Origin of the sequence: Ligilactobacillus araffinosus DSM 20653, from assembly GCF_001435375.1 — a bacterium.
Taxonomy (GTDB): Bacteria; Bacillota; Bacilli; order Lactobacillales; family Lactobacillaceae; genus Ligilactobacillus; species Ligilactobacillus araffinosus.
On sequence record NZ_AYYZ01000008.1, the window covers coordinates 72950 to 92393 of the forward strand.

The window sequence follows — 19444 nt, forward strand, 5'->3', positions numbered from 1 at the left end:
GAGGGATTAACAATGCAAAAACGTTGTCGTATTATTTATAATCCGACATCTGGACGCGAGGCGATCAAAAGCGACCTTGTTGAAATCTTGAATATTTTGGAACGTGCAGGTTATGAAACCAGCGCTTTTGCGACGACCCCCGAAGAAAATTCGGCACGCAATGAAGCTGAACGAGCTGCCCGTGCTGGCTTCAATTTGATCGTGGCTGCCGGCGGTGATGGAACGATCAATGAAGTCGTAAACGGAATTGCCGGATTGAAGCACCGGCCAAAACTTGGAATCATTCCTGCGGGAACAACGAATGACTATGCGCGGGCATTAAAGATTCCGCGGGAAAGTCCCGTTGAAGCTGCCAAGGTAATTGCAAACGGTGAAACAATTAAAATCGATATTGGAATGGCTGAGGAAAAATATTTCGTTAACATTGCCGGCGGCGGTTTGTTAACAGAATTGACCTATGTTGTGCCGTCAGAGGTTAAATCACTGTTCGGTTATCTTGCATATTTTGTTAAGGGAGCTGAAATGCTTCCGCGCATGAAACCGATCGACATGCATTTAGAATACGATGATGGGGTATACGATGGAAAAGCTTCAATGTTTTTCTTAGCATTGACCAACTCAGTCGGCGGGTTTGAACAGCTAGTTCCAGACGCATCATTGGATGATGGAAAATTCACATTAATTGTAGTTAAAACTAGCAATTTAATGGAAATTCTCCAGTTGTTTACTAAGATTTTAAATGGCGGAAAGCATATTGATGATCCGCGGATTTTGTATGTTAAAACTTCAAAGGTTATAGCTAAGCCAGTAAACGAAAAGATGATGATTAACATTGATGGTGAATACGGCGGTGATGCTCCAATGACGTTTAAGAATCTCAAACAACACATTGAGATTTTCGCAAACGTCAAGGATATCCCCGACGATGCAATTCGGCAGCAAGAAGAAAACGAGCAAGCCGAAGATGCTCGTGAGCATTTAATTCAAGGAGTGGAAAATTTGTCCCACGAAGAACTTGAAATGGATGCCGATGATTATCAATCAGAGGATAAATAATTAATCAGGAGAGAAGCTGTGGATAAGTCTTCTCTCCTTTTCAGTAAATGAGGTAAGAAATGAAAACACCAGTATCAAAAAATGAGAAATTAACAGTCACTGTGGAAGATTTGACTTACGAAGGAATGGGAGTTGCAAAAGTTAACGGTTATCCGTTATTTATCGCTGGTGCCCTTCCTGGCGAAGAAATTGAAGTTATCGTGGTTAAAGTGCGGAAAAACTTTGGCTTTGCGCGGGCGCTCAAATGGTTTTCAAAAAGTCCGGATCGAGTGGAAGATGATGCTCAACAAGATGGCGTGACGCCGTTAGGGCACCTGAAGTATGCTGCCCAGTTGAAATTTAAACAGAATCAGATTCAACAACTGTTGAAAAAGGCGCACTTAGATAATCAAATTAAAGTATTATCCACATTGGGGATGAAAAGTCCAATTCATTATCGGAATAAAGCTCAGGTTCCAGTCCGGAAAATTAATGGGAAATTAGAAGTAGGATTTTATCGTAAAGGAAGCCATCGTTTTGTCCCGATGAAGGATTTTACAATTCAGGATCAGCGAATTGATGAAATTTTGCAAGCCACATTGGCAATTTTAAATAAGTATGATTTGTCCGCTTATGATGAACAAACACAAAAAGGCTTGATTCGGCATTTAATGGTTCGGCGGGGGTATTATTCTCATGAAACAATGGTTGTGATTGTAACAAATGGAAAAAGTTTTCCACATGGGGATAAAATCGCCTATGAAATCATTAAATCAATGCCTGATGTGAAAAGTGTGATTCAAAATGTGAATAACCGCAACACAAATGTGATTCTTGGCAACCAAGATATTATCCTTGCAGGTGCTTCAACGATTACTGATACGTTGAATGACTTGAAATTTAAGATCTCAGCTCATTCGTTTTACCAAGTCAATCCTCAACAAACAGAAGTCTTGTACAATGAAGCCATTAAGCAAACGGGATTAACGGGCAATGAGACTGTTATTGATGCTTATTGTGGAATTGGGACGATTTCGTTGAACCTTGCTGAGCATGCTCATAAGGTGTACGGCGTGGAAATCGTACCGGAAGCAATTGCGGATGCCAAAGCGAATGCGCAACTTAATCACATTGACAATGTGGATTTCGAAGTTGGGAATGCCGAAGAATGGATGGCTAAATGGGAAAGTCAGGGTATTAAACCTGATGTGATCATGGTCGACCCGCCGCGGAAAGGCCTTACGACCAGTCTGATCCACAGTGCCGCTGCCATGAATCCAAAAAAGATCGTTTATGTCAGTTGTAATCCAGCAACGCTGGTTCGTGATATCCAGCAATTTATGGATAAAGGTTACCATGTGTCGCAACCAATCCAACCAGTGGACCAGTTTCCGATGACGCAGCATATTGAGAGCGTTACTTTGCTTGAGCGCGACTAAAAGGAGCGAGAAAGCTTAGAAACGCTCCACGCGATAGTGTCCGAAGAGTAAGGAACGAAGTGACGAAACGATTCGAAGACACGAACCGCGAAAGAGCAACCACAGCAAGGAGCTAAGCGACGCAGGCAATGCTAGTGATCCTCCGCGCGATAGCCACGGAGCAAAGCGACGAGTGATTGGGAAGTGGCGAACCGCAGAGAGCGTAAGTATAATATTGTAATTATTATAGATTGAAAATGTATTTCTTGTTTTAACTAATTTAAGATAAGAAATACATTTTTATTTTTAATAAAGGTAAACCTTTGATAAACTAAAATTATTATTATGGACAGGGAATATTATATTAAACAGAAATAGGTGACTAAAGTGGCTACAAAATCAAAAGAGCTCAGTATTGAAGATAAACTTTGGCAAACTGCTGATGCATTACGCGGAAGTATGGATGCTTCTGAATACCGTAATGTTGTTTTAGGTTTAATTTTCTTAAAGTATGTTTCAGATTCGTTTGAAACTAAATACGAGGAGTTAGTGAAATCTGATTATCCAGAAGATGCAGAAGATCCTGATATGTATTTATCAGAGAATATTTTCTGGGTACCACAAGATGCCAGATGGTCAGTAATTCAAAATTCAGCAAAGACTCCGCAAATTGGTGAAGTTATTGATAATGCAATGGATGAGATTGAAAAAAATAATGATTCATTACGTGGAGTCTTAAGCAAAAATTATTCTTCTCCTGATTTAGATAAAACTAGATTAGGTGAAGTAGTTGATCTAATTTCAGATATTAAATTGGCTGATTCTAATAATAAACAATCGGATATTCTGGGGAGAGTTTATGAATACTTTTTAAATCAATTTGCTTCCAGTGAAGGGAAAAAAGGAGGAGAATTCTATACTCCACGTTCGATTGTACAAACACTTGTTGAAATGATTGAACCATATAAAGGCAGAATTTATGATCCATGTTGTGGCTCAGGTGGGATGTTTGTGCAATCAGAAAAATTTGTTCAAGAACATCAAGGAAAAATTGGAGATTTATCAGTATATGGTGAAGAATCCAATCCAACAACCTGGAAATTAGCTAAAATGAATTTAGCTATTCGGGGAATTGATAATAATTTGGGACCTCATCAAGGTGATACTTTTACTAACGATTTACATAAAGGAGAGAGATTTGACTATATTCTAGCTAATCCTCCATTTAATATAAAAAATTGGGGTGGCGATAAATTAAAAGATGATGCTCGTTGGAAATACGGTGTTCCTCCAGAAAGCAATGCTAACTATGCTTGGATCGAACATATAATTAGTAAGCTTGCTCCGGATGGAAAAGCCGGTTTTGTTCTTGCAAATGGAGCACTATCAACCTCAAAGAATGATGAATTGGCTATTCGCAAGGCAATTTTAGAAGATGACAAAATTGATGCAATTGTTGCTTTACCTAGTCAAATGTTTTATTCAACGGGTATTCCTGTTTCATTATGGTTTATTGATATGAATAAGTCATCTGAAGATGAACGATCACGAAAAGGTGAAATGTTATTTATTGACGCACGTAATTTGGGAGAAATGGTGGATCGAACACATCGTGCTTTTAGTAGTGAAGATATTAGAAAAATTGCTAATACATACCATGCTTATCGAGGAACAAATAATCAAGAATATAATGATGTTGCAGGTTTTTGCAAAATAGCTACTTTAGAAGAAATTGCTAAAAACGATTACGTTTTAACACCAGGAAGATATGTGGGGCTTGCTAAGCAAGAAGATGATGACGAACCATATGAAGAAAAAATGGAACGGTTAACAAGCGAATTGAAAGAACAATTTGAAGAAAGCAATAAGTTACAAGCTGAAATTAAAGATGTATTGAAGGAGCTTGGATATGAAATATAAAAAAGCGATTATGTTAAAGTTAATTCCAGTAAAAGAATATATGCAAAAGAGTATCAGACAAGCGGAATACTATTTTATAGAGGAAAAGAAATAATAGCTAAATCTGAGGGGCGCAAAATAGATAATAAATTATTTATCAGTAAAGATAAATACAATGATTTATTAAAACGGAATAGTGTTCCCCCCAAAAAATGATATTTTAATTTCAGCAGTAGGAGCTATTAGAAAAGTATTTTGCTGCAAAGCGGGCAGAAGGTTGTTCCGAAAAATCTTTAAAGTATTATAAAGCGACTTTAACTAAAGCGTTATCAACAATTGATAAAAATGCTGAAGAAATTATAACAGATGAATTGAGAAATTATTTAACAAATTATCAAAGGTTACATAGTTCTAGTAAAGTAACTATTGATAATATTAGACGAATTTTATCTAGTTTTTTTAATTGGCTAGAAGATGAGGATTATATAGTTAAAAGTCCAGTTCGAAGGATCCATAAAGTAAAAGTATCAACAACGGTAAAAGAAACGTATTCTGATGAAGAATTAGAAAAATTACGCGATAGCTGTACTCAAATAAGGGATTTAGCAATGATTGATTTTTTAGCTTCAACTGGAATTCGTGTAGGTGAATTAGTTTTATTAAATCGTAATGATATAAATTTTCAAGAGCGAGAATGTGTAGTTTTTGGAAAAGGAAATAAAGAAAGAATTGCGTATTTTGATGCACGTGCTAAATTGCATTTGCAAAAATATTTAGATACTAGAAATGATAATAATCCTGCTTTATTTGTTTCTTTGTATGGTAAGAATACAAGATTGACAATTGGAGGAGTAGAATCAAGGCTAAAAAAATTAGGAAAGAAAATAGGGATAAAAAGAGTTTATCCTCATAAATTTAGAAGAACTTTGGCAACAACCGCAATTGATAAGGGAATGCCAATAGAACAACTTCAACAATTATTGGGACATAAAAAAATTGATACAACACTACATTATGCAATGCAAAACGTAAAATTAGCACATAGAAAGTATATAGGGTGAATAGATGAAGTATACATTAGATGAATTAGTTACTTTGATTATGGATTATAGGGGAAAAACACCGAAAAAGTTAGGCTTGAAATGGTCAGAAAATAATAATGAAATTCCAGCTATAAGTGCAAAAAATATAAAAAACGGAGAATTAATTAATATTGATAAATCTCATTATGGAGATGATAAATTGTATAAAGTTTGGATGAAAGATGGATCTATAGAAATTAATGATATTTTATTAACTTCTGAAGCTCCATTAGGTGAAAGCTATTTAGTTACTAAACCATTAAAGGCAATTTTAAGTCAGAGAACTTTTTTGCTTAGACCCAATATAGATATTATCAGTCCATGGTATTTTTTTGCCTTAACTCAATCAAAGTCTTTTCAAAAAAAACTTTTTGAAAGAGCAACGGGTACAACAGTTATAGGAATAAAACAAAAAGATTTAAGAAAGATAGAAATTGATCTACCTAATAAGAATGATCAAAGGAAGATAGGAAATTATTTTAGAGTAATTACAGAGAAAATTTCTTTAAATAAACAAATAAATGATAATTTACTTGGACAATTAAAAGTGATTAGTGATAATTATTTTTCTTATTTTACTTTTAACAAAGGAATAGTCCCTGACGATTGGGAGTATAAAAAATTAACCGATGTTGCTGAAATAACAACTGGATATTCATATACAGGAAAAGAACTAGTAGATAGTAATATAGGTATGGCTACTATCAAGAATTTTACTAGAAACGGTGGATTCAGAAGCGAAGGATATAAACCTATCGTTCCAAGTAAAAATGTTAAGAAAGATAAATATGTTTCATTATTTGATATGCTTGTTGCACATACTGATTTAACGCAAAATGCAGATATTATTGGTAATGCTGAACCTGTACTTACTACAAATAGTTACGAAAAAACTATTTATTCTATGGATTTAGTAAAAGTTGTCCCTAAGCAAGATAAAATATCTAAATGGTTATTAGATTTAGTGTTGATGAGTTCACGGGTAAAATTTCACTGTTTAAGTTACGTAAATGGAACAACCGTACTTCATCTTAGTAAAAAAGCATTAAGAGAATTTGAAATACCTCTGCCAAAAGATTATAAAGAATTAGAAAACATAATCGATTTAACTAAAAATTATTTGACTACTGTATCAAAAAATATACAAGAAAACAGTAAATTAAATGAAATAAAAAATCAATTATTAAATAAATATTTTTAGATAGTTAAAGTAGCTAATTCAAGTAAATTATCATTTACCATATTAATCACAGAAAGGAGCGTGCTAATATGTCAAAAAGCTTTTTATTAGAGTCAGATATTGAAAATCTTGCATTAGATACTCTTAAAAAAGTGGGTTATACAATTTATAAAAGCCCCAATTCATCTTTACCTAGTCCAGAAATAGATGCAATGCGTCAAAATGATCACGCTACGGCTTTACTAATTGATAAAGTAGAACAAGCTCTTCGGAAATTAAATCCAGGATATTCTGAAGAAATTTATCATGAGGCTTTACGGCAGCTTATTCGTTTGTCCGATAATCCTGATATGATGATTAATAATCATTATTTTCACAAGCTTCTTATTGAAGGAATTAGAGTAAAAACGACAATTAACGGCGAAAATCGAACAGAGGTATTATATCCAATTGATTTTAAAAATGTAGAAAAAAATGATTTCATTGCAACTAACCAATTTACCTTTGAGGGAAATAAAGAGCGGCGTCCAGACACAACGATTTTCGTTAATGGATTACCACTAGTCACATTTGAATTTAAGGATGCAAGTAATCCAAATGTAAGTATTAAAAATGCATATCGCCAATTACAAACTTATAAGGAAGATATTCCAGATTTTCTGAAATATAATGAAATCTTAGTAATATCAGATGGAATCAATTCACGTGCCGGTTCACTGACAGCTGGATTTGATCGTTTTATGCGCTGGAGAGAACCTAAAAATGCATCTGTAGGCGACGATTTAGAATTAGAAACAATGATAAAGTACATGCTGAGTCCGAAAGACTTACTTAATTTAGTTGAAAACTTTATCATTTTCGAGACTGACGGAGATAATACAATCAAAATTTTAGCTGCATATCACCAATACTATATGGTAAATAAAGCAGTTGAAGCTGCTAAGCGAACCCTTAACGATCCTAAAGATAAAAGAATTGGGGTTGTTTGGCATACAACTGGATCAGGAAAAAGCTTATCAATGGTATTTTTCTCAAGTATCGTGGCTAGGAAATTAAATAATCCTACATTATTAGTGGTTAATGACCGAAATGATTTAGATGATCAATTATTTGATACTTTTTCAGCTGCCCATGAATTTCTTCGTCAAACTCCTGAGCATGCTGAATCAAGTGAAGAGTTGCGTCAATATATGGATAAACAGGCCGGAGGAATTGTTTTTTCAACGATTCAAAAGTTTTCGCCAAATTTTGATAAAGGTGAGACCGCGATGCCAGTTTTGAGTAATCGAAGCGACATTATTGTTATTGCAGATGAAGCACATCGTACTCAGTATGGACTAAAAGCAAAATTTACTGAAAATGGGTTACGATATGGTTTTGCTAAGTATTTGCGGGACGCCTTACCAAATGCAGCATTTATTGGATTTACTGGAACACCAATTTCCAAAGCTGATAAATCTACCGTGGCAGTGTTTGGTAAATATATTGATGTTTATGATATTACTCAGGCTGTTAATGATCATGCGACAGTAAAAATTTACTATGAGAGTCATGTGTTTCCACTTAAATTACAGGATGATGCACAAGAAAAATATCAACAATTGCTAAAAGAGGCAAATTTAGATGATGATCCGAATATTGAAGAAAATGCTCGTCGAAATCGAGAATATTCCCGCTTGGAGGCACTAGCAGGGGCACAACCTCGGCTAGAAAGTATTGCTAAGCATTTTGTTAACCATTTTGAGGCACGTCAAAAAGAAGCATTTGGCAAGGCCATGATTGTTGAAATGTCCCGTCGCAATGCGGTTCGACTTTATAACGAAATTATCAAGCTACGTCCCGAGTGGGAAAGTGATGATCTAAATAAAGGCAAGATTAAAGTAGTAATGACGTCATCTGCTGCGGATGGACCGGAGATGGCAAAATTTCAAACCAATAAAAATGAACGTCGTATTCTTCAAAAGAGAATGAAAGATAATAACGATGAGCTTCAAATTGTCATCGTTGTTGATATGTGGTTAACAGGATTTGATGTTCCATCAATGAATACAATGTATATTGATAAACCAATGAAAGGACATAATTTAATACAGGCAATTGCTCGAGTTAACCGCGTTTTTAAAGATAAGGATAGTGCACTAATCGTTGATTATATTGGAATTGCTGAAAATTTAAAAGATGCATTAAATGTATATTCAACAGAAGACCAAGGACAAGTTGGAATTAATATGAATAAAGCCTTAGCTTTATTAAAGGAAAAATATAATATTATTACTAATGATTTTCTATATGGTGTGGATTACTCTGATTTTGATTCTGAAGATAAAACCATCCGACTTAAGGTGACTCGCCGAGTGGCTAATGAAATTCTTCAAGAAGATGAAGAAACACAAAGAAAGTTTTTGGACGTAGTTACCGAATTGCAAAAGGTGTATGCATTAACTTCTACTCAACCAGAAGCACAAGTGTACAGTAAAGAAATTGCTTTCTTTAAGACGGTTAAGGTCTTTATTCAAAAGTTAAAGCAACCAGATACTGAAACAAAAGTTGGAGAGCATGTTAATGTAAAGTATCAGATGCAGCAATTATTGGATCAATCGATTATTTCTGAACCAAACGTTGATTTATATGATGAACTAGGAATTAAACGTCAAAATATTGACTTAATATCAGATGAATTTTTACAAAAGGTTGATAAGATGCCTGAAAAGGACGTGGCAATTACCTTATTAGAGAAATTGCTTAAAGGAAAAATAAAAGCAATGACAAAGACAAATAAGGTCATGTCTGAAAAATTTGAAGAGATGCTTAAGAAATCAATTGACGAATATAATAAACGAGGAATTACAAGTGAGTTAGTTATTCGTAAACTAATAGAAATGGCCAAAAAAATTAATGCTGAACAAGAAAAAGGTAAAGATTTAGGATTAAGCCAAGAAGAAATTGCCTTTTATGATGCTTTAGCAGACCATGAAAAAGCTATTGAAGTCTTAGGTGAAGAGAAACTTCATTTAATTGCGCAAGAATTAGTGAAATTGGTAAAAAAAGAAGCTGGAGTAGACTGGGAAAAACGCCGAAATATTCAGGCCAAAATGCGTGTCGCTGTAAAACGATTATTACGGAAATATGGTTATCCGCCGGATATTGCTCCAGAGGCGGTTAATACAGTTGTTGAACAGGCTGAATTAATGGCTTCAAATGAATAGCTTTAATTGTTAATTGGAGGACAAAGAGGTATTGACTGTCGTTATGTAGTTGATACTTCTTTTTTGATATGCGATATTATTATTAATAATTCCTCTTAAAATGCTATAATTACACTACTTAAATTAATAGACAAAAATTAAGGGGAAAAGTATGGAATTTTTAGAGCATTTAAAAAGCAACAATGAATTTCCGATAATTTTTATTGGTTCAGGAATAACTCAGCGATATTTTAAGGATGCACCTACTTGGGACGAATTACTTCAAAAATTATGGCAGGAATCAAGTATCGATACTACTTATTTTGCAAGATTTGATGAATTGAAAAAAACGGAAAATACAGAATTCAATGTGTATACTAGGCTAGCAGAGGAAATAGAAGAAAAGTTCGATTCAGAATTTTATAATGGAAAAATAGCATTAAAAAATCTTTCACTGAAAAAGCACATAAAGAAAATATTTCACCTTTTAGATGGCGAATTGCAGAGATATACTCTAATCTTTAATTAAAAGATGGCATTGAAGAAGAATTAACTTTATTTCAACAAATGCTCCAAAAAGCGAGGCTAATTGTAACAACAAACTATGATGGGTTTATAGAAAAGCAATTTGATAACCGAATCAAAGTCCGTATAGGAAACAAAGGATTATTTGAAAATACAACTGATATAAATGAATTATATAAAATTCATGGTTCAATAGATGATCCGAACAGCATTGTTATCACTGCAAGTGACTATAAGAATCTTAAAAGAACATCTGCAATAGTGAATGCAAAAATTTTAAGTAAATTAACTGAATCGCCAATTTTATTTTTAGGTTATTCACTTACGGATGAAAATATTCGCTGTTTGTTAAAAGATTTAGCAGATAATATGCCGTTTTCAATTGAAGATGCAGCTAGGAGAATTGGAGTTGTTGATTATAAAAAGGGTCAGTCAAAGGTTAGCGAAGTAATTTGCGATACATTTGGAGTTCACTATACGCAACTTTCAACTGATAATTATTCTGAAATATATGAAAAGGTTGCTGAAATAGATCAAGGAGTATCGCCAAGTGAAATTGCTAAGTATCAAGCAGCGTTTAGAAAAATTATCGATATTAAAGGTAAAAAAGGTGAATTAAAGAATGTTCTTACTTCTTTTGTTAATCTTGACAAGTTACCAGATGAATTAAAAAAGCGAAATCTAGTTGTTGCTTTTGGAGATAATAGATATTTATATAAATATCCAAGTTATGCGGATTATGTTAAAAGCTACTTTCTTGAAAAGGATGATATGCCATTAGAAATAGCAATAAAATTTATAATAAATTTATCGCCACAATCTGCATTACCAATTTCAAAGTATTTATTAAAATTAAAAAATAATGGAGGTATAACTCTAACGGAAAGAGATAAGAATAAAATAAATAATCGTTTAAGAAGATTTGAATCTCTTTCTTCGTTAAATGTTAGTAAACCTGGAAATAAATATATTGATAGACTAAAAAAGTTGGATTTTACTCAACCTGAAAAGATTTTTGAAAATAATGACCTTATGCATCGACTGAAAATTATGTATTTTATTAAGCATATTAATGATTATAGTCAGAAAGTAATAATGAATATGATTAAGTATATTTTAATCAATGAGGACGATAATTTTATAGGTGAGACGAATTGTAGAAAATTATTTCTAGCATATAGCTTAAAGTTCGAAGAAAAATTTGATGAAATTTAGCATAAAAAAGGCCTCAATCGTAGGAGACACCTATGTGAGACCTTTTTTGTTGGACAACAAAACAAGCATTACAGAGCGTAACTGTTTTTTGTTACTTTGATTATAACAATCCATATTTTATTAGTCAAAAGTGTAATTTGGGGGATGCTATAATTTATCCAAGGTATAAAAATAAGGGGATGTTGCAATTGATTATGTGGACTAATCAACCTTACTGTGTTTACCAACAATTAAAGCGAGACGGAACTTTTAACTGTGATCCGCATAAATCCATTCTTTTAGAAGAAGTTAATTTTCAAAATGCATATCAGTGGATGATCGACCAAATGAAAAGTAAAGTTGGTGATCCGCCGAAAAACGTTAAGGCCCCGATTTGGGCATGGTATCGCAGCAAAAATTATCAGCATTGCCGTCCTGATTTTCGTTGGGCCCAAGATTATGAAGATGAGGTCTGTATGGAAATTGATATTCCCGAAGAACAGGTTCTATTAAGTGAATTTGAAGAGTGACATTTTGTATTAAGTAACAGTTATCTTGCTCCAGCAACGAATTATGAAGAATATCAACGATTAAATAATTGGTTTGAGAGCTTAACGCCTAAGAAGCAACAACGTGTTAAGGAAAAATCATGGCAGCAAATTTTTGATATTACGATTCGTCGTCAGGATGAATGGACAATGAATGGCGAAATAGTTCAGGGATGCTTTTGGCAACTAAAAATTGATCAGGTACGGAAAGTTTGGCGTTTGAAAAAGGGCGCAAGGGTGCGTGAAATCAATTGAAAGTAAACTCGTAACGACTTTAAGTTGTTGCGGGTTTTTTGTTTTAAAATTTGCTTGCAAAAATCAATTTAATAGCGTAAATTTTAAATCAAGTTGACAGATAAAGTTGATTTCCAAAAGAAAAGAGGGATTGGAACGAATTCATTTGGTATTTGGATTATGATCGCAATTTTGGGATTGGGGATAGAAATTTTCACAACTCAATTAATCTCGATCTGGTTTGCGGTCAGCGCATTGATCAATTTATTTTTGATTTCAATGCACATCAGTCTTAAATGGCAGTTAATTCAGTTTGTTGTAACGGGGGTGGTCCTGCTATTGATTTTCAGACCACTTGCGAAAAAATTGCAGCCGAAATTTCATCCAATGAACGCCGCGGATGGGATCGTCGGGAAAATAGGAACCGTTTTGAATGACCAACGCGTAAAGGTCGATGGCCAGTCATGGAAGTATGTGACTGATGCAAAGTTGAATGTTGGTGATTCAGTTAAAGTCGTGGCACTGAATGGGGTCACATTACAGGTTCAAAAAATTAAGGATAGAGAGGGATAGGAATGTTATTTTTAATTTTATTAATTATCTTAGTTATTTTAGGAGTACGTTGTGTTAAAGTTGTTCAGCAATCTGAAGCTTATGTCATCGAACGCATGGGAAGTTATTTTCAAACTTGGAATAACGGGATTCATTTTAAAGTTCCATTCATTGATAACATTGTAAACAAGATTTCGTTGAAAGAACACGTGATGGATTTGCCAGCTCAAAGTGTAATTACAAAGGATAACGTTTCAATGAACATCGATACGGTGATGGCCATTGAGATTACAGATCCTAAATTAGCAACTTATGGCGTTGATAATTTGGAAAACGCGTTGGAAAAATCAGTGGGGACAGCATTGCGAAACGTGGTTGGCGAACTTGAATTAGATCAAACCTTGTCCGAACGGGATTCAATTAACGCCAAAATGCAAAATTACATGGATGAAGTTACTGGGAAATGGGGCGTTAAAGTTAACCGGGTTGAGTTAAAAAACATTGTGCCGCCGAAGGAAATTCAAAATGCCATGGAACGGCAAATGAAGGCTGAACGTGAACGGCGGGCTCAAGTTACCGAGGCTAAAGGAAATAAGGAATCGCAGATTTTACAAGCGCAAGCTGAAGCAGAGGCGGCCGAAACTGAGGCTAAGGGACGAGCAAATGCCGAAATTGAAGAGGCTAAGGGTAAAGCCCAAGCAATTCGTGAAGTTCAACAAGCATATGCTGATAGTTTAACAATGATCAGTAATGCGAATGTCAGTGATGCGGCTTTGAAGTTAAAGGCCTTTGAAGCATTAAAAGATGTTGCGAATGGGAATTCCACAAAATTGATTGTTCCAAGCGAATTGCAAGATTTAACAACTTTAGGTTCAGCGTTAAAGATTTCAGCTGAAAAAGAGCAAAAATAGTTTTTTACAGAACTTTGATTGCATAACATTTCAATCTTCAGCTCATTTGCGTTACCCTGAAACTAGGATTAAAGCTTAAAGGAGTAATTAGAATGAAACTGGTCAGTTGGAATGTGAATGGTATCCGTGCAGCCATTAAGCACGGTTTTGAAGATGTTTTCAAAAAGTTGGATGCAGATATTTTCTGTATCAATGAAACTAAATTAAGCCCCGGGCAACTTGATTTAAATTTTTCTGGATATCAATCTTACTGGAACTATGCTGAACGAAAAGGGTATTCGGGAACGGCTGTTTTTACGAAAAAGAAGCCATTAAGCGTTCAAAACGGAATTGGAATTGCTGAATTTGATGATGAAGGCCGGGTAATCACATTAGAGTTTGATAATTTTTACGTGGTGGCGTGCTATACGCCGAATGCCAAGCCGAAATTGGAACGGCTTGATTACCGGGTCAAATGGGATGATGCTTTTCGGGAGTATCTCCTTAAGTTAAAAGTTCAAAAATCAGTTATTTTATGCGGCGACCTTAACGTTGCGCATGAAGAAATCGACCTGAAGAATCCTTCAAGTAATCACCACCATGGCGGTTTTTCAAATGAAGAACGGGAAGATATGACAAAGTTATTGGATAGCGGTTTTATTGATACTTACCGGTATTTCAATCCGGATCAAACTGGGGCTTATTCATGGTGGAGCTATCGATTTGGCGCCCGTAAACGGAATGCCGGTTGGCGGATTGATTACTTTATTGTTTCAGATGATCTCAAAGATCAGTTGCAAGAAGCGGCAATTTTAAGTGATGTGATGGGGTCAGATCATTGTCCGGTCGAGTTAAAAATTAAATGTAATTAAAGGAAGGTGTGACAAAACGTTAAAAACGAGCGTGGTGGAAGCAGAAAAACGAACGAATCGCGCCAGCATAGATTCGGAGGTTTTCGAATTAGCTATGCGTCACCACTCAGCTCGTTTGTTTTGGAACCCGATTGCGGAAATAACAAAAAGGCTGCGACTTACGTCACAGCCTTCTTTTGTTTCATGTGAAATTATCTTTATTCAGGTTCAACTTCAGCAGTGGGGACATTTTTAAGTTGGCGGAATCCCGGTAAGAGTTGCATGACAATGAAACTGACCAAGTAAAGTCCCGATAAGAACATCATGGTAACTTTTAAGTTAAAGGATTGCATCAATATTCCGATGATGAATGATGAGAATCCGCCGATTGCCCGGCCAACATTCATAATAATGTTATTTGCAGTTGAGCGAATTTCCGCAGGGTAAAGTTGACTAATAACGGCTCCATAGCCACCAAACATTCCGTTTGAGAAAAATCCAATTAACATTCCAGCAAGAATCATTGTCAAGGCGGTATGAGCCGCAAGGATAACGAAGAGAACACAAGCTGACCCGATTAAGAAAATACTGAATGCAATTTTAGCACTAAACTTATCCATAATATATCCAAAAACAACCATTCCAAAACTCATACCGATAATAGTTGCAATCATCCAAATTGAGGATTTTGAAACCGAAAGACCTTGTTGTTTTTGAACAATTGATGGAAGCCAGTTCATTAAACCAAAGTAGCCTGCAATTTGGACGATTGTCATGACCATCAAACCTAATGTTTGAAATGTTAGCTGCGGGGTTGCAAATAATCTAGTAAATGAAATTTTGCGATGATTCTTTTGGGCATCGGCTTTTGCTTTTAAAAATTCTTCACTTTCAGTTAAGTGTCGGCGAACAAAATAAGTTAAGATTACCGGTATGATTCCTAAAAGAAAAAGAGCATTCCAGCCAAAGCGCGGAATGATAACCGAGGCGGCAAGAGCAGCAAAAATAGCTCCGATTTGACCACCAATTGCTGCAATCGAAGTCATTCGGCCAACTTGCTTAGCAGCAAAGTTTTCAGCAATCAATGCCATCCCGACTCCGTATTCTCCGCCAGCACCAATGCCCGCTAAGAAACGTAAAAGGTAAACGATGGGAAGAGAATGTGCAAAGTACATTGCACCCGTTGCAAAGGCAAAAATGAAAATTGTATAACTGAAAGTTTTAATTCGTCCAATTTTGTCTCCTAATAAACCAAAAATTGCACCACCAAGTAACATTCCCAGATTAGTCATTGTTCCAATCAATCCAGCTGCGCCTTGCGAAATATGAAGACTAGCAATGATTGGAGTTAGTGCGAATGACAGAAACATAATGTCCATATTTTCCAGTGAAAAACCAGCTGCTGTTGAAGCAATCGTCCACTTTTGATCCCGGGTCATTTTTTTAGCTGTGCAATTATTACTATTATTCATCTGTATGCCTCCAAAATCGATGCTCACGGGCATCGTTTATTTTCTTAATAGACAATTATACTAACAATTACGGCGAAATTCTAGGATAAATTAAAAATAATTATTAATTTTAAATTGTTCAGTAAGTTTAAAAAGTAAAAAATAAGGAAATCGTGATACAATAAAAAAGCATTTAAAAAGATGAGGAATTTAAATTATGAATGAAAAATTTAAACAATATTTTAAAGAGCAAGGATTTACCAAGCTAACACCAATTCAGCAAGCAACTCAAATAGCATTGCAAGAAGGCGAAAATGTACTAGGGATTGCACCAACTGGATCAGGGAAAACCCTAGCGTATGCCTGGCCGTTGCTTGAGAAGGTAATGCCTGGTGATGGCACGCAGTTGATTATTATGGCTCCATCTCAAGAATTAGCTGCCCAAATTACAACTGTTGTTCGTGAGTGGGGAAAGCTGATTGATTTAAATACGATTTCTTTAATTGGAGGCGCAAACGTTAAACGTCAAATTGAACGTTTAAAAAAACATCCTGAAGTTGTCGTTGGAACGCCGGGGCGGATGTTGCAGTTGATTGAACAACGAAAATTGCGGTTGCATAAGGTAATTGCAGCTGTAATCGATGAAGCAGACGAAATGCTTCAAGAAAAAGAATCAAAGGATACGATTCGTGATATTTTGAGTCATGCTCCATCTGAAATTCAATTAGTCTTCTTCTCCGCAACGAAAGCGTCGGTTTTTAATGAATTTCATCAATGGTTTGGAATTGAACCACAAGTGATCGATGTTTCTGATCAGGACATTACTGGGGGACAGGTTACCCATTATCTATTAGAAACACCGACGCGTAAACGAGTTGATATGTTGCGTAAAATTGCCAATTTGCCTGAGATGCACGCCTTGGTCTTTTTCAAACAAATGGCAACGCTGGAAGAGGTTTACCAAAAACTGCATCATCATCATATTCTGGTTGCAATGTTAAGCAGTAATGGGCGACAAATAGACCGACAACAGGCACTGGCTGCGTTGAAAAAGGGCAAATTGACCTTTATTTTAACCACCGATATCGCAGCGCGGGGAATTGATATTCCGGGATTACCGGCTGTTATTAATTATGACATTCCGAAAGACCATGCAACGTATATTCACCGGGCGGGACGAACTGGTCGGATGGGCGCGCCAGGAGCAGTTTTGAATTTAGGAAATGAACATGAATTGCGAAACTTTAAACAACTCATGGGTCAAAGTAAATTTGATATCCAAAACGGAATTCTTTATCGAGGAATGCTTTATGGCGAAGAGGCGATAGCTGATCTTGATTTGAAGAAACGGCGTCAACACCGGAAGCCAGGTGTTAAAAACGAGGAGCAACCAAAGAAGAAAAAAAAGAATCGGAAACGAAATCGAAAGAACAAAGGAAAGCCGGCTGCACATAAAAAGAGGTAAAAAAAACCGTGATTGCATTTAACAATCACGGTTTTTTAATATTCAATGATTAATCGTTGTTTTTAATTCGGTTTGAACGGGTCGTGTAGAGAACCCATGCAAAGATTCCAAAGACTAACGGACCAGCAACGGTTCCTGCAGCTCCAACCCAATCTTTTTCGATAAATGGTTGGATAATTGTAAAGCCGTTTGCAATAGCAAGAGTAATCAATGTAATGACTACAATCGCTAACATTGTCTTTCGGCTATGGAAAGCTTCAAATGGTCGGTCAAGATCTTGCCGTTTCTTGAAGAACGGAAAGGCTGCGACCAAGAAGAGGTATGGCAATGTTGATGCAACGTTACTCATTGAAGTTAAGAGGCTAAACAAGAATTTTGAATCTTGGTGAATCAAGGTTGATGCGATTGCAACACCACCAATGATGACACACACGATTGCTGTTTGGAACCAAAGCGCAAATGACGGCATGCCTTTCTTGTTTAACTTTGTAACTTTTTCTGGCCAAAGTTCTTTTGGTGAACCCATGATGAATGACTTCAATGGTGAATAGATCAAAACGAAGAATGAGCCTAAGTAAGCACATAACATTCCAATCGCTGATAACCGTGAGAAGACCGTTCCCATTGTTACTGCAGCTTGAGTTGATAAGTGAAATGCTTTTCCTAATTCTAATCCAAGGTTTTGCATTAAGACGTATGTAATGTTACCTAAGTTTACGTCAGGATGATTAATAACATGATTCCAGTTTGTTGAAATTCCCCAAAGGAAAATGTTTAAGGCATAGCCGATTCCGATAACGATCGTACTGATAATGATTGCTCGTGGGAAAGTCTTTTCCGGTTTATCTAATGAATCGGTGACACCACCCATTGATTCAAGGCCACCATATGCGAAGATTGCGTAAATCATGAAGCTGACCATAGCAATCGGTGATTGAAAATCAGGGTTGACGGATGTTGCAAATTGTGAAACGTGTTGAATTGGTTGGGCCAATTGGAAATGATTCTTGAATAAGATGAAGACACTTGAGAGAATCAATGTCACGTTAAGCAACATAACAGCTAAACCACCAATTGATGAAATTTTTGCAATTGTATCGATCCCGTGGTTAACAAGCCAGGTAATTGCAATTACACCGATGATTGAAATCAATGCAACTGTTAAAGTTGAATTTAATCCAAATAAATGCCATGTGTTTGTTGTATCATGACCGAAGATAATGGTTGAAATCGTGATACAGATTTTTTGAGAAACCATGACTTGCCAAATTACCCAAGCGGATAACCAAATAAAGGTGGCAATAAATGACCATTTTTCACTGATTGAGGCATCAAGCCACGAGTAAATTCCACCTTTACTTTCTTTTAAAGCAGAACCGTATTCAGCGTACATCAAACTACTTGGAAGGAAGTAGAGCAATGCACCTAAAATGTACCATAGGATCGCCCCATATCCCATTTGCATAAAGGCAACCGGTGTATTAGCAAATCCGAAGATCGTTGAGAAGATCATCAGCACTAATGCACTGGTTGTGATTTTCTTTGCGTTATTGTTTTCGCTCATCTAATAATTCTCCTTAGGATATTTTTAAACAAAAGATGTTTCGTAAGACAATTATACACGGTTTATGATAAAAAATGTAACATAAAATAAAATTATTAGAAAATATTTAAAAATAAAAGAGACTTATCCAATAATTATTATTGAATTTTAAAAAATGAAAAGACTTGCGTGCCTTTTAAAGATTAATTATACTTGAACTATTGTTTTAATTCGTTGCGCTTGTAGCTCAGCAGGATAGAGCAACCGCCTCCTAAGCGGTAGGTCATCGGTTCAATTCCGATCAAGCGCATAGACATAAAAAAGAGGCTGCAACTTATGTATGAAGTGAACCCCAAAAATTGGACACTTTATTAATTAGGCAATAAGGGACT

Annotated in this window: 14 protein-coding genes, 1 tRNA gene and 1 pseudogene; 14 read left to right on the forward strand and 2 right to left on the reverse strand. The window is 35.6% G+C overall.

Annotated features, from left to right (window positions below; all coding sequences use genetic code 11):
• The first annotated feature begins 12 nt into the window (after positions 1 to 12).
• The 12 genes and pseudogenes from FC64_RS01720 to FC64_RS01775 all read left to right on the forward strand — a co-directional run bounded on the left by FC64_RS01720 (position 13) and on the right by FC64_RS01775 (position 14614).
• Entirely contained in the window at positions 13 to 1056 is a 1044-nt protein-coding gene (locus FC64_RS01720; RefSeq protein ID WP_057906257.1) for a diacylglycerol kinase, read from the forward strand.
• 59 nt (positions 1057 to 1115) lie between these two features.
• Positions 1116 to 2474, forward strand: a complete 1359-nt coding sequence (gene rlmD / locus FC64_RS01725) for a 23S rRNA (uracil(1939)-C(5))-methyltransferase RlmD (RefSeq protein WP_057906258.1) — start codon at positions 1116 to 1118, stop codon at positions 2472 to 2474.
• Between the two features lie 366 nt (positions 2475 to 2840).
• Positions 2841 to 4373, forward strand: a complete 1533-nt coding sequence (locus tag FC64_RS01730) for a class I SAM-dependent DNA methyltransferase (protein WP_057906259.1) — start codon at positions 2841 to 2843, stop codon at positions 4371 to 4373.
• A gap of 230 nt (positions 4374 to 4603) precedes the next feature.
• Positions 4604 to 5413 (forward strand): annotated as a pseudogene (gene xerA, locus FC64_RS01735) (site-specific tyrosine recombinase/integron integrase); the annotation flags it as partial.
• A gap of 4 nt (positions 5414 to 5417) precedes the next feature.
• Positions 5418 to 6635 carry a restriction endonuclease subunit S gene (locus tag FC64_RS07295; protein ID WP_081035603.1) on the forward strand — a complete coding sequence of 406 codons (1218 nt, stop codon included), beginning with the start codon at positions 5418 to 5420 and terminating at the stop codon, positions 6633 to 6635.
• 68 nt (positions 6636 to 6703) lie between these two features.
• On the forward strand, positions 6704 to 9820 hold the full coding sequence (locus tag FC64_RS01745) for a type I restriction endonuclease subunit R (RefSeq protein ID WP_057906260.1): 3117 nt from the start codon (positions 6704 to 6706) through the stop codon (positions 9818 to 9820).
• 151 nt (positions 9821 to 9971) lie between these two features.
• Positions 9972 to 10328: an SIR2 family protein gene (locus tag FC64_RS01750; protein WP_057906261.1), complete on the forward strand. Its 357-nt coding sequence runs from the start codon at positions 9972 to 9974 to the stop codon at positions 10326 to 10328.
• Positions 10329 to 10366: 38 nt separating this feature from the next.
• The gene (locus FC64_RS01755) at positions 10367 to 11539 is read left to right on the forward strand and encodes an SIR2 family protein (RefSeq protein ID WP_057906262.1); all 1173 of its coding nucleotides are present in this window, start codon (positions 10367 to 10369) and stop codon (positions 11537 to 11539) included.
• Between the two features lie 179 nt (positions 11540 to 11718).
• Positions 11719 to 12048 (forward strand): DUF3841 domain-containing protein, encoded by a 330-nt coding sequence (locus tag FC64_RS07530; RefSeq protein ID WP_338033949.1) that lies wholly within the window; start codon positions 11719 to 11721, stop codon positions 12046 to 12048.
• Positions 12049 to 12414: 366 nt separating this feature from the next.
• Complete coding sequence (locus tag FC64_RS01765; protein WP_202987233.1) at positions 12415 to 12873, forward strand: NfeD family protein; 459 nt, start codon at positions 12415 to 12417, stop codon at positions 12871 to 12873.
• Positions 12874 to 12875: 2 nt separating this feature from the next.
• Positions 12876 to 13763 carry an SPFH domain-containing protein gene (locus FC64_RS01770; RefSeq protein WP_057906264.1) on the forward strand — a complete coding sequence of 296 codons (888 nt, stop codon included), beginning with the start codon at positions 12876 to 12878 and terminating at the stop codon, positions 13761 to 13763.
• 92 nt (positions 13764 to 13855) lie between these two features.
• Positions 13856 to 14614: an exodeoxyribonuclease III gene (locus FC64_RS01775; protein WP_057906265.1), complete on the forward strand. Its 759-nt coding sequence runs from the start codon at positions 13856 to 13858 to the stop codon at positions 14612 to 14614.
• Positions 14615 to 14811: 197 nt separating this feature from the next.
• Here the strand turns inward: FC64_RS01775 and FC64_RS01780 are convergent, their stop codons facing one another.
• Complete coding sequence (locus tag FC64_RS01780; protein ID WP_057906266.1) at positions 14812 to 16065, reverse strand: MFS transporter; 1254 nt, start codon at positions 16063 to 16065, stop codon at positions 14812 to 14814.
• Positions 16066 to 16261: 196 nt separating this feature from the next.
• Between FC64_RS01780 and FC64_RS01785 the strand changes: the two genes are divergently transcribed.
• Positions 16262 to 17509, forward strand: coding sequence for a DEAD/DEAH box helicase (locus FC64_RS01785; protein WP_057906267.1), 1248 nt, complete (start codon positions 16262 to 16264; stop codon positions 17507 to 17509).
• A 49-nt stretch (positions 17510 to 17558) separates the two neighbouring features.
• Here FC64_RS01785 and yjeM read toward each other — a convergent pair whose 3' ends face one another.
• On the reverse strand, positions 17559 to 19073 hold the full coding sequence (gene yjeM, locus FC64_RS01790) for a glutamate/gamma-aminobutyrate family transporter YjeM (RefSeq protein WP_057906268.1): 1515 nt from the start codon (positions 19071 to 19073) through the stop codon (positions 17559 to 17561).
• A 215-nt stretch (positions 19074 to 19288) separates the two neighbouring features.
• Here yjeM and FC64_RS01795 point away from each other — a divergent pair.
• A tRNA-Arg gene (locus tag FC64_RS01795) sits at positions 19289 to 19362 on the forward strand.
• Positions 19363 to 19444 lie beyond the last annotated feature (82 nt).

Excerpts from the sequence above, each read along its gene's own strand:
- FC64_RS01755 (WP_057906262.1), top strand. The coding sequence starts at position 10,367 with ATGCTCCAAAAAGCGAGGCTAATTGTAACAACAAACTATGATGGGTTT.
- FC64_RS01750 (WP_057906261.1), top strand. The coding sequence starts at position 9,972 with ATGGAATTTTTAGAGCATTTAAAAAGCAACAATGAATTTCCGATAATT.
- FC64_RS01780 (WP_057906266.1), bottom strand. The coding sequence starts at position 16,065 with ATGAATAATAGTAATAATTGCACAGCTAAAAAAATGACCCGGGATCAA.
- FC64_RS07530 (WP_338033949.1), top strand. The coding sequence starts at position 11,719 with ATGTTGCAATTGATTATGTGGACTAATCAACCTTACTGTGTTTACCAA.
- yjeM (WP_057906268.1), bottom strand. The coding sequence starts at position 19,073 with ATGAGCGAAAACAATAACGCAAAGAAAATCACAACCAGTGCATTAGTG.
- rlmD (WP_057906258.1), top strand. The coding sequence starts at position 1,116 with ATGAAAACACCAGTATCAAAAAATGAGAAATTAACAGTCACTGTGGAA.
- FC64_RS01745 (WP_057906260.1), top strand. The coding sequence starts at position 6,704 with ATGTCAAAAAGCTTTTTATTAGAGTCAGATATTGAAAATCTTGCATTA.
- FC64_RS01720 (WP_057906257.1), top strand. The coding sequence starts at position 13 with ATGCAAAAACGTTGTCGTATTATTTATAATCCGACATCTGGACGCGAG.
- FC64_RS01775 (WP_057906265.1), top strand. The coding sequence starts at position 13,856 with ATGAAACTGGTCAGTTGGAATGTGAATGGTATCCGTGCAGCCATTAAG.
- FC64_RS01770 (WP_057906264.1), top strand. The coding sequence starts at position 12,876 with ATGTTATTTTTAATTTTATTAATTATCTTAGTTATTTTAGGAGTACGT.
- FC64_RS07295 (WP_081035603.1), top strand. The coding sequence starts at position 5,418 with ATGAAGTATACATTAGATGAATTAGTTACTTTGATTATGGATTATAGG.
- FC64_RS01785 (WP_057906267.1), top strand. The coding sequence starts at position 16,262 with ATGAATGAAAAATTTAAACAATATTTTAAAGAGCAAGGATTTACCAAG.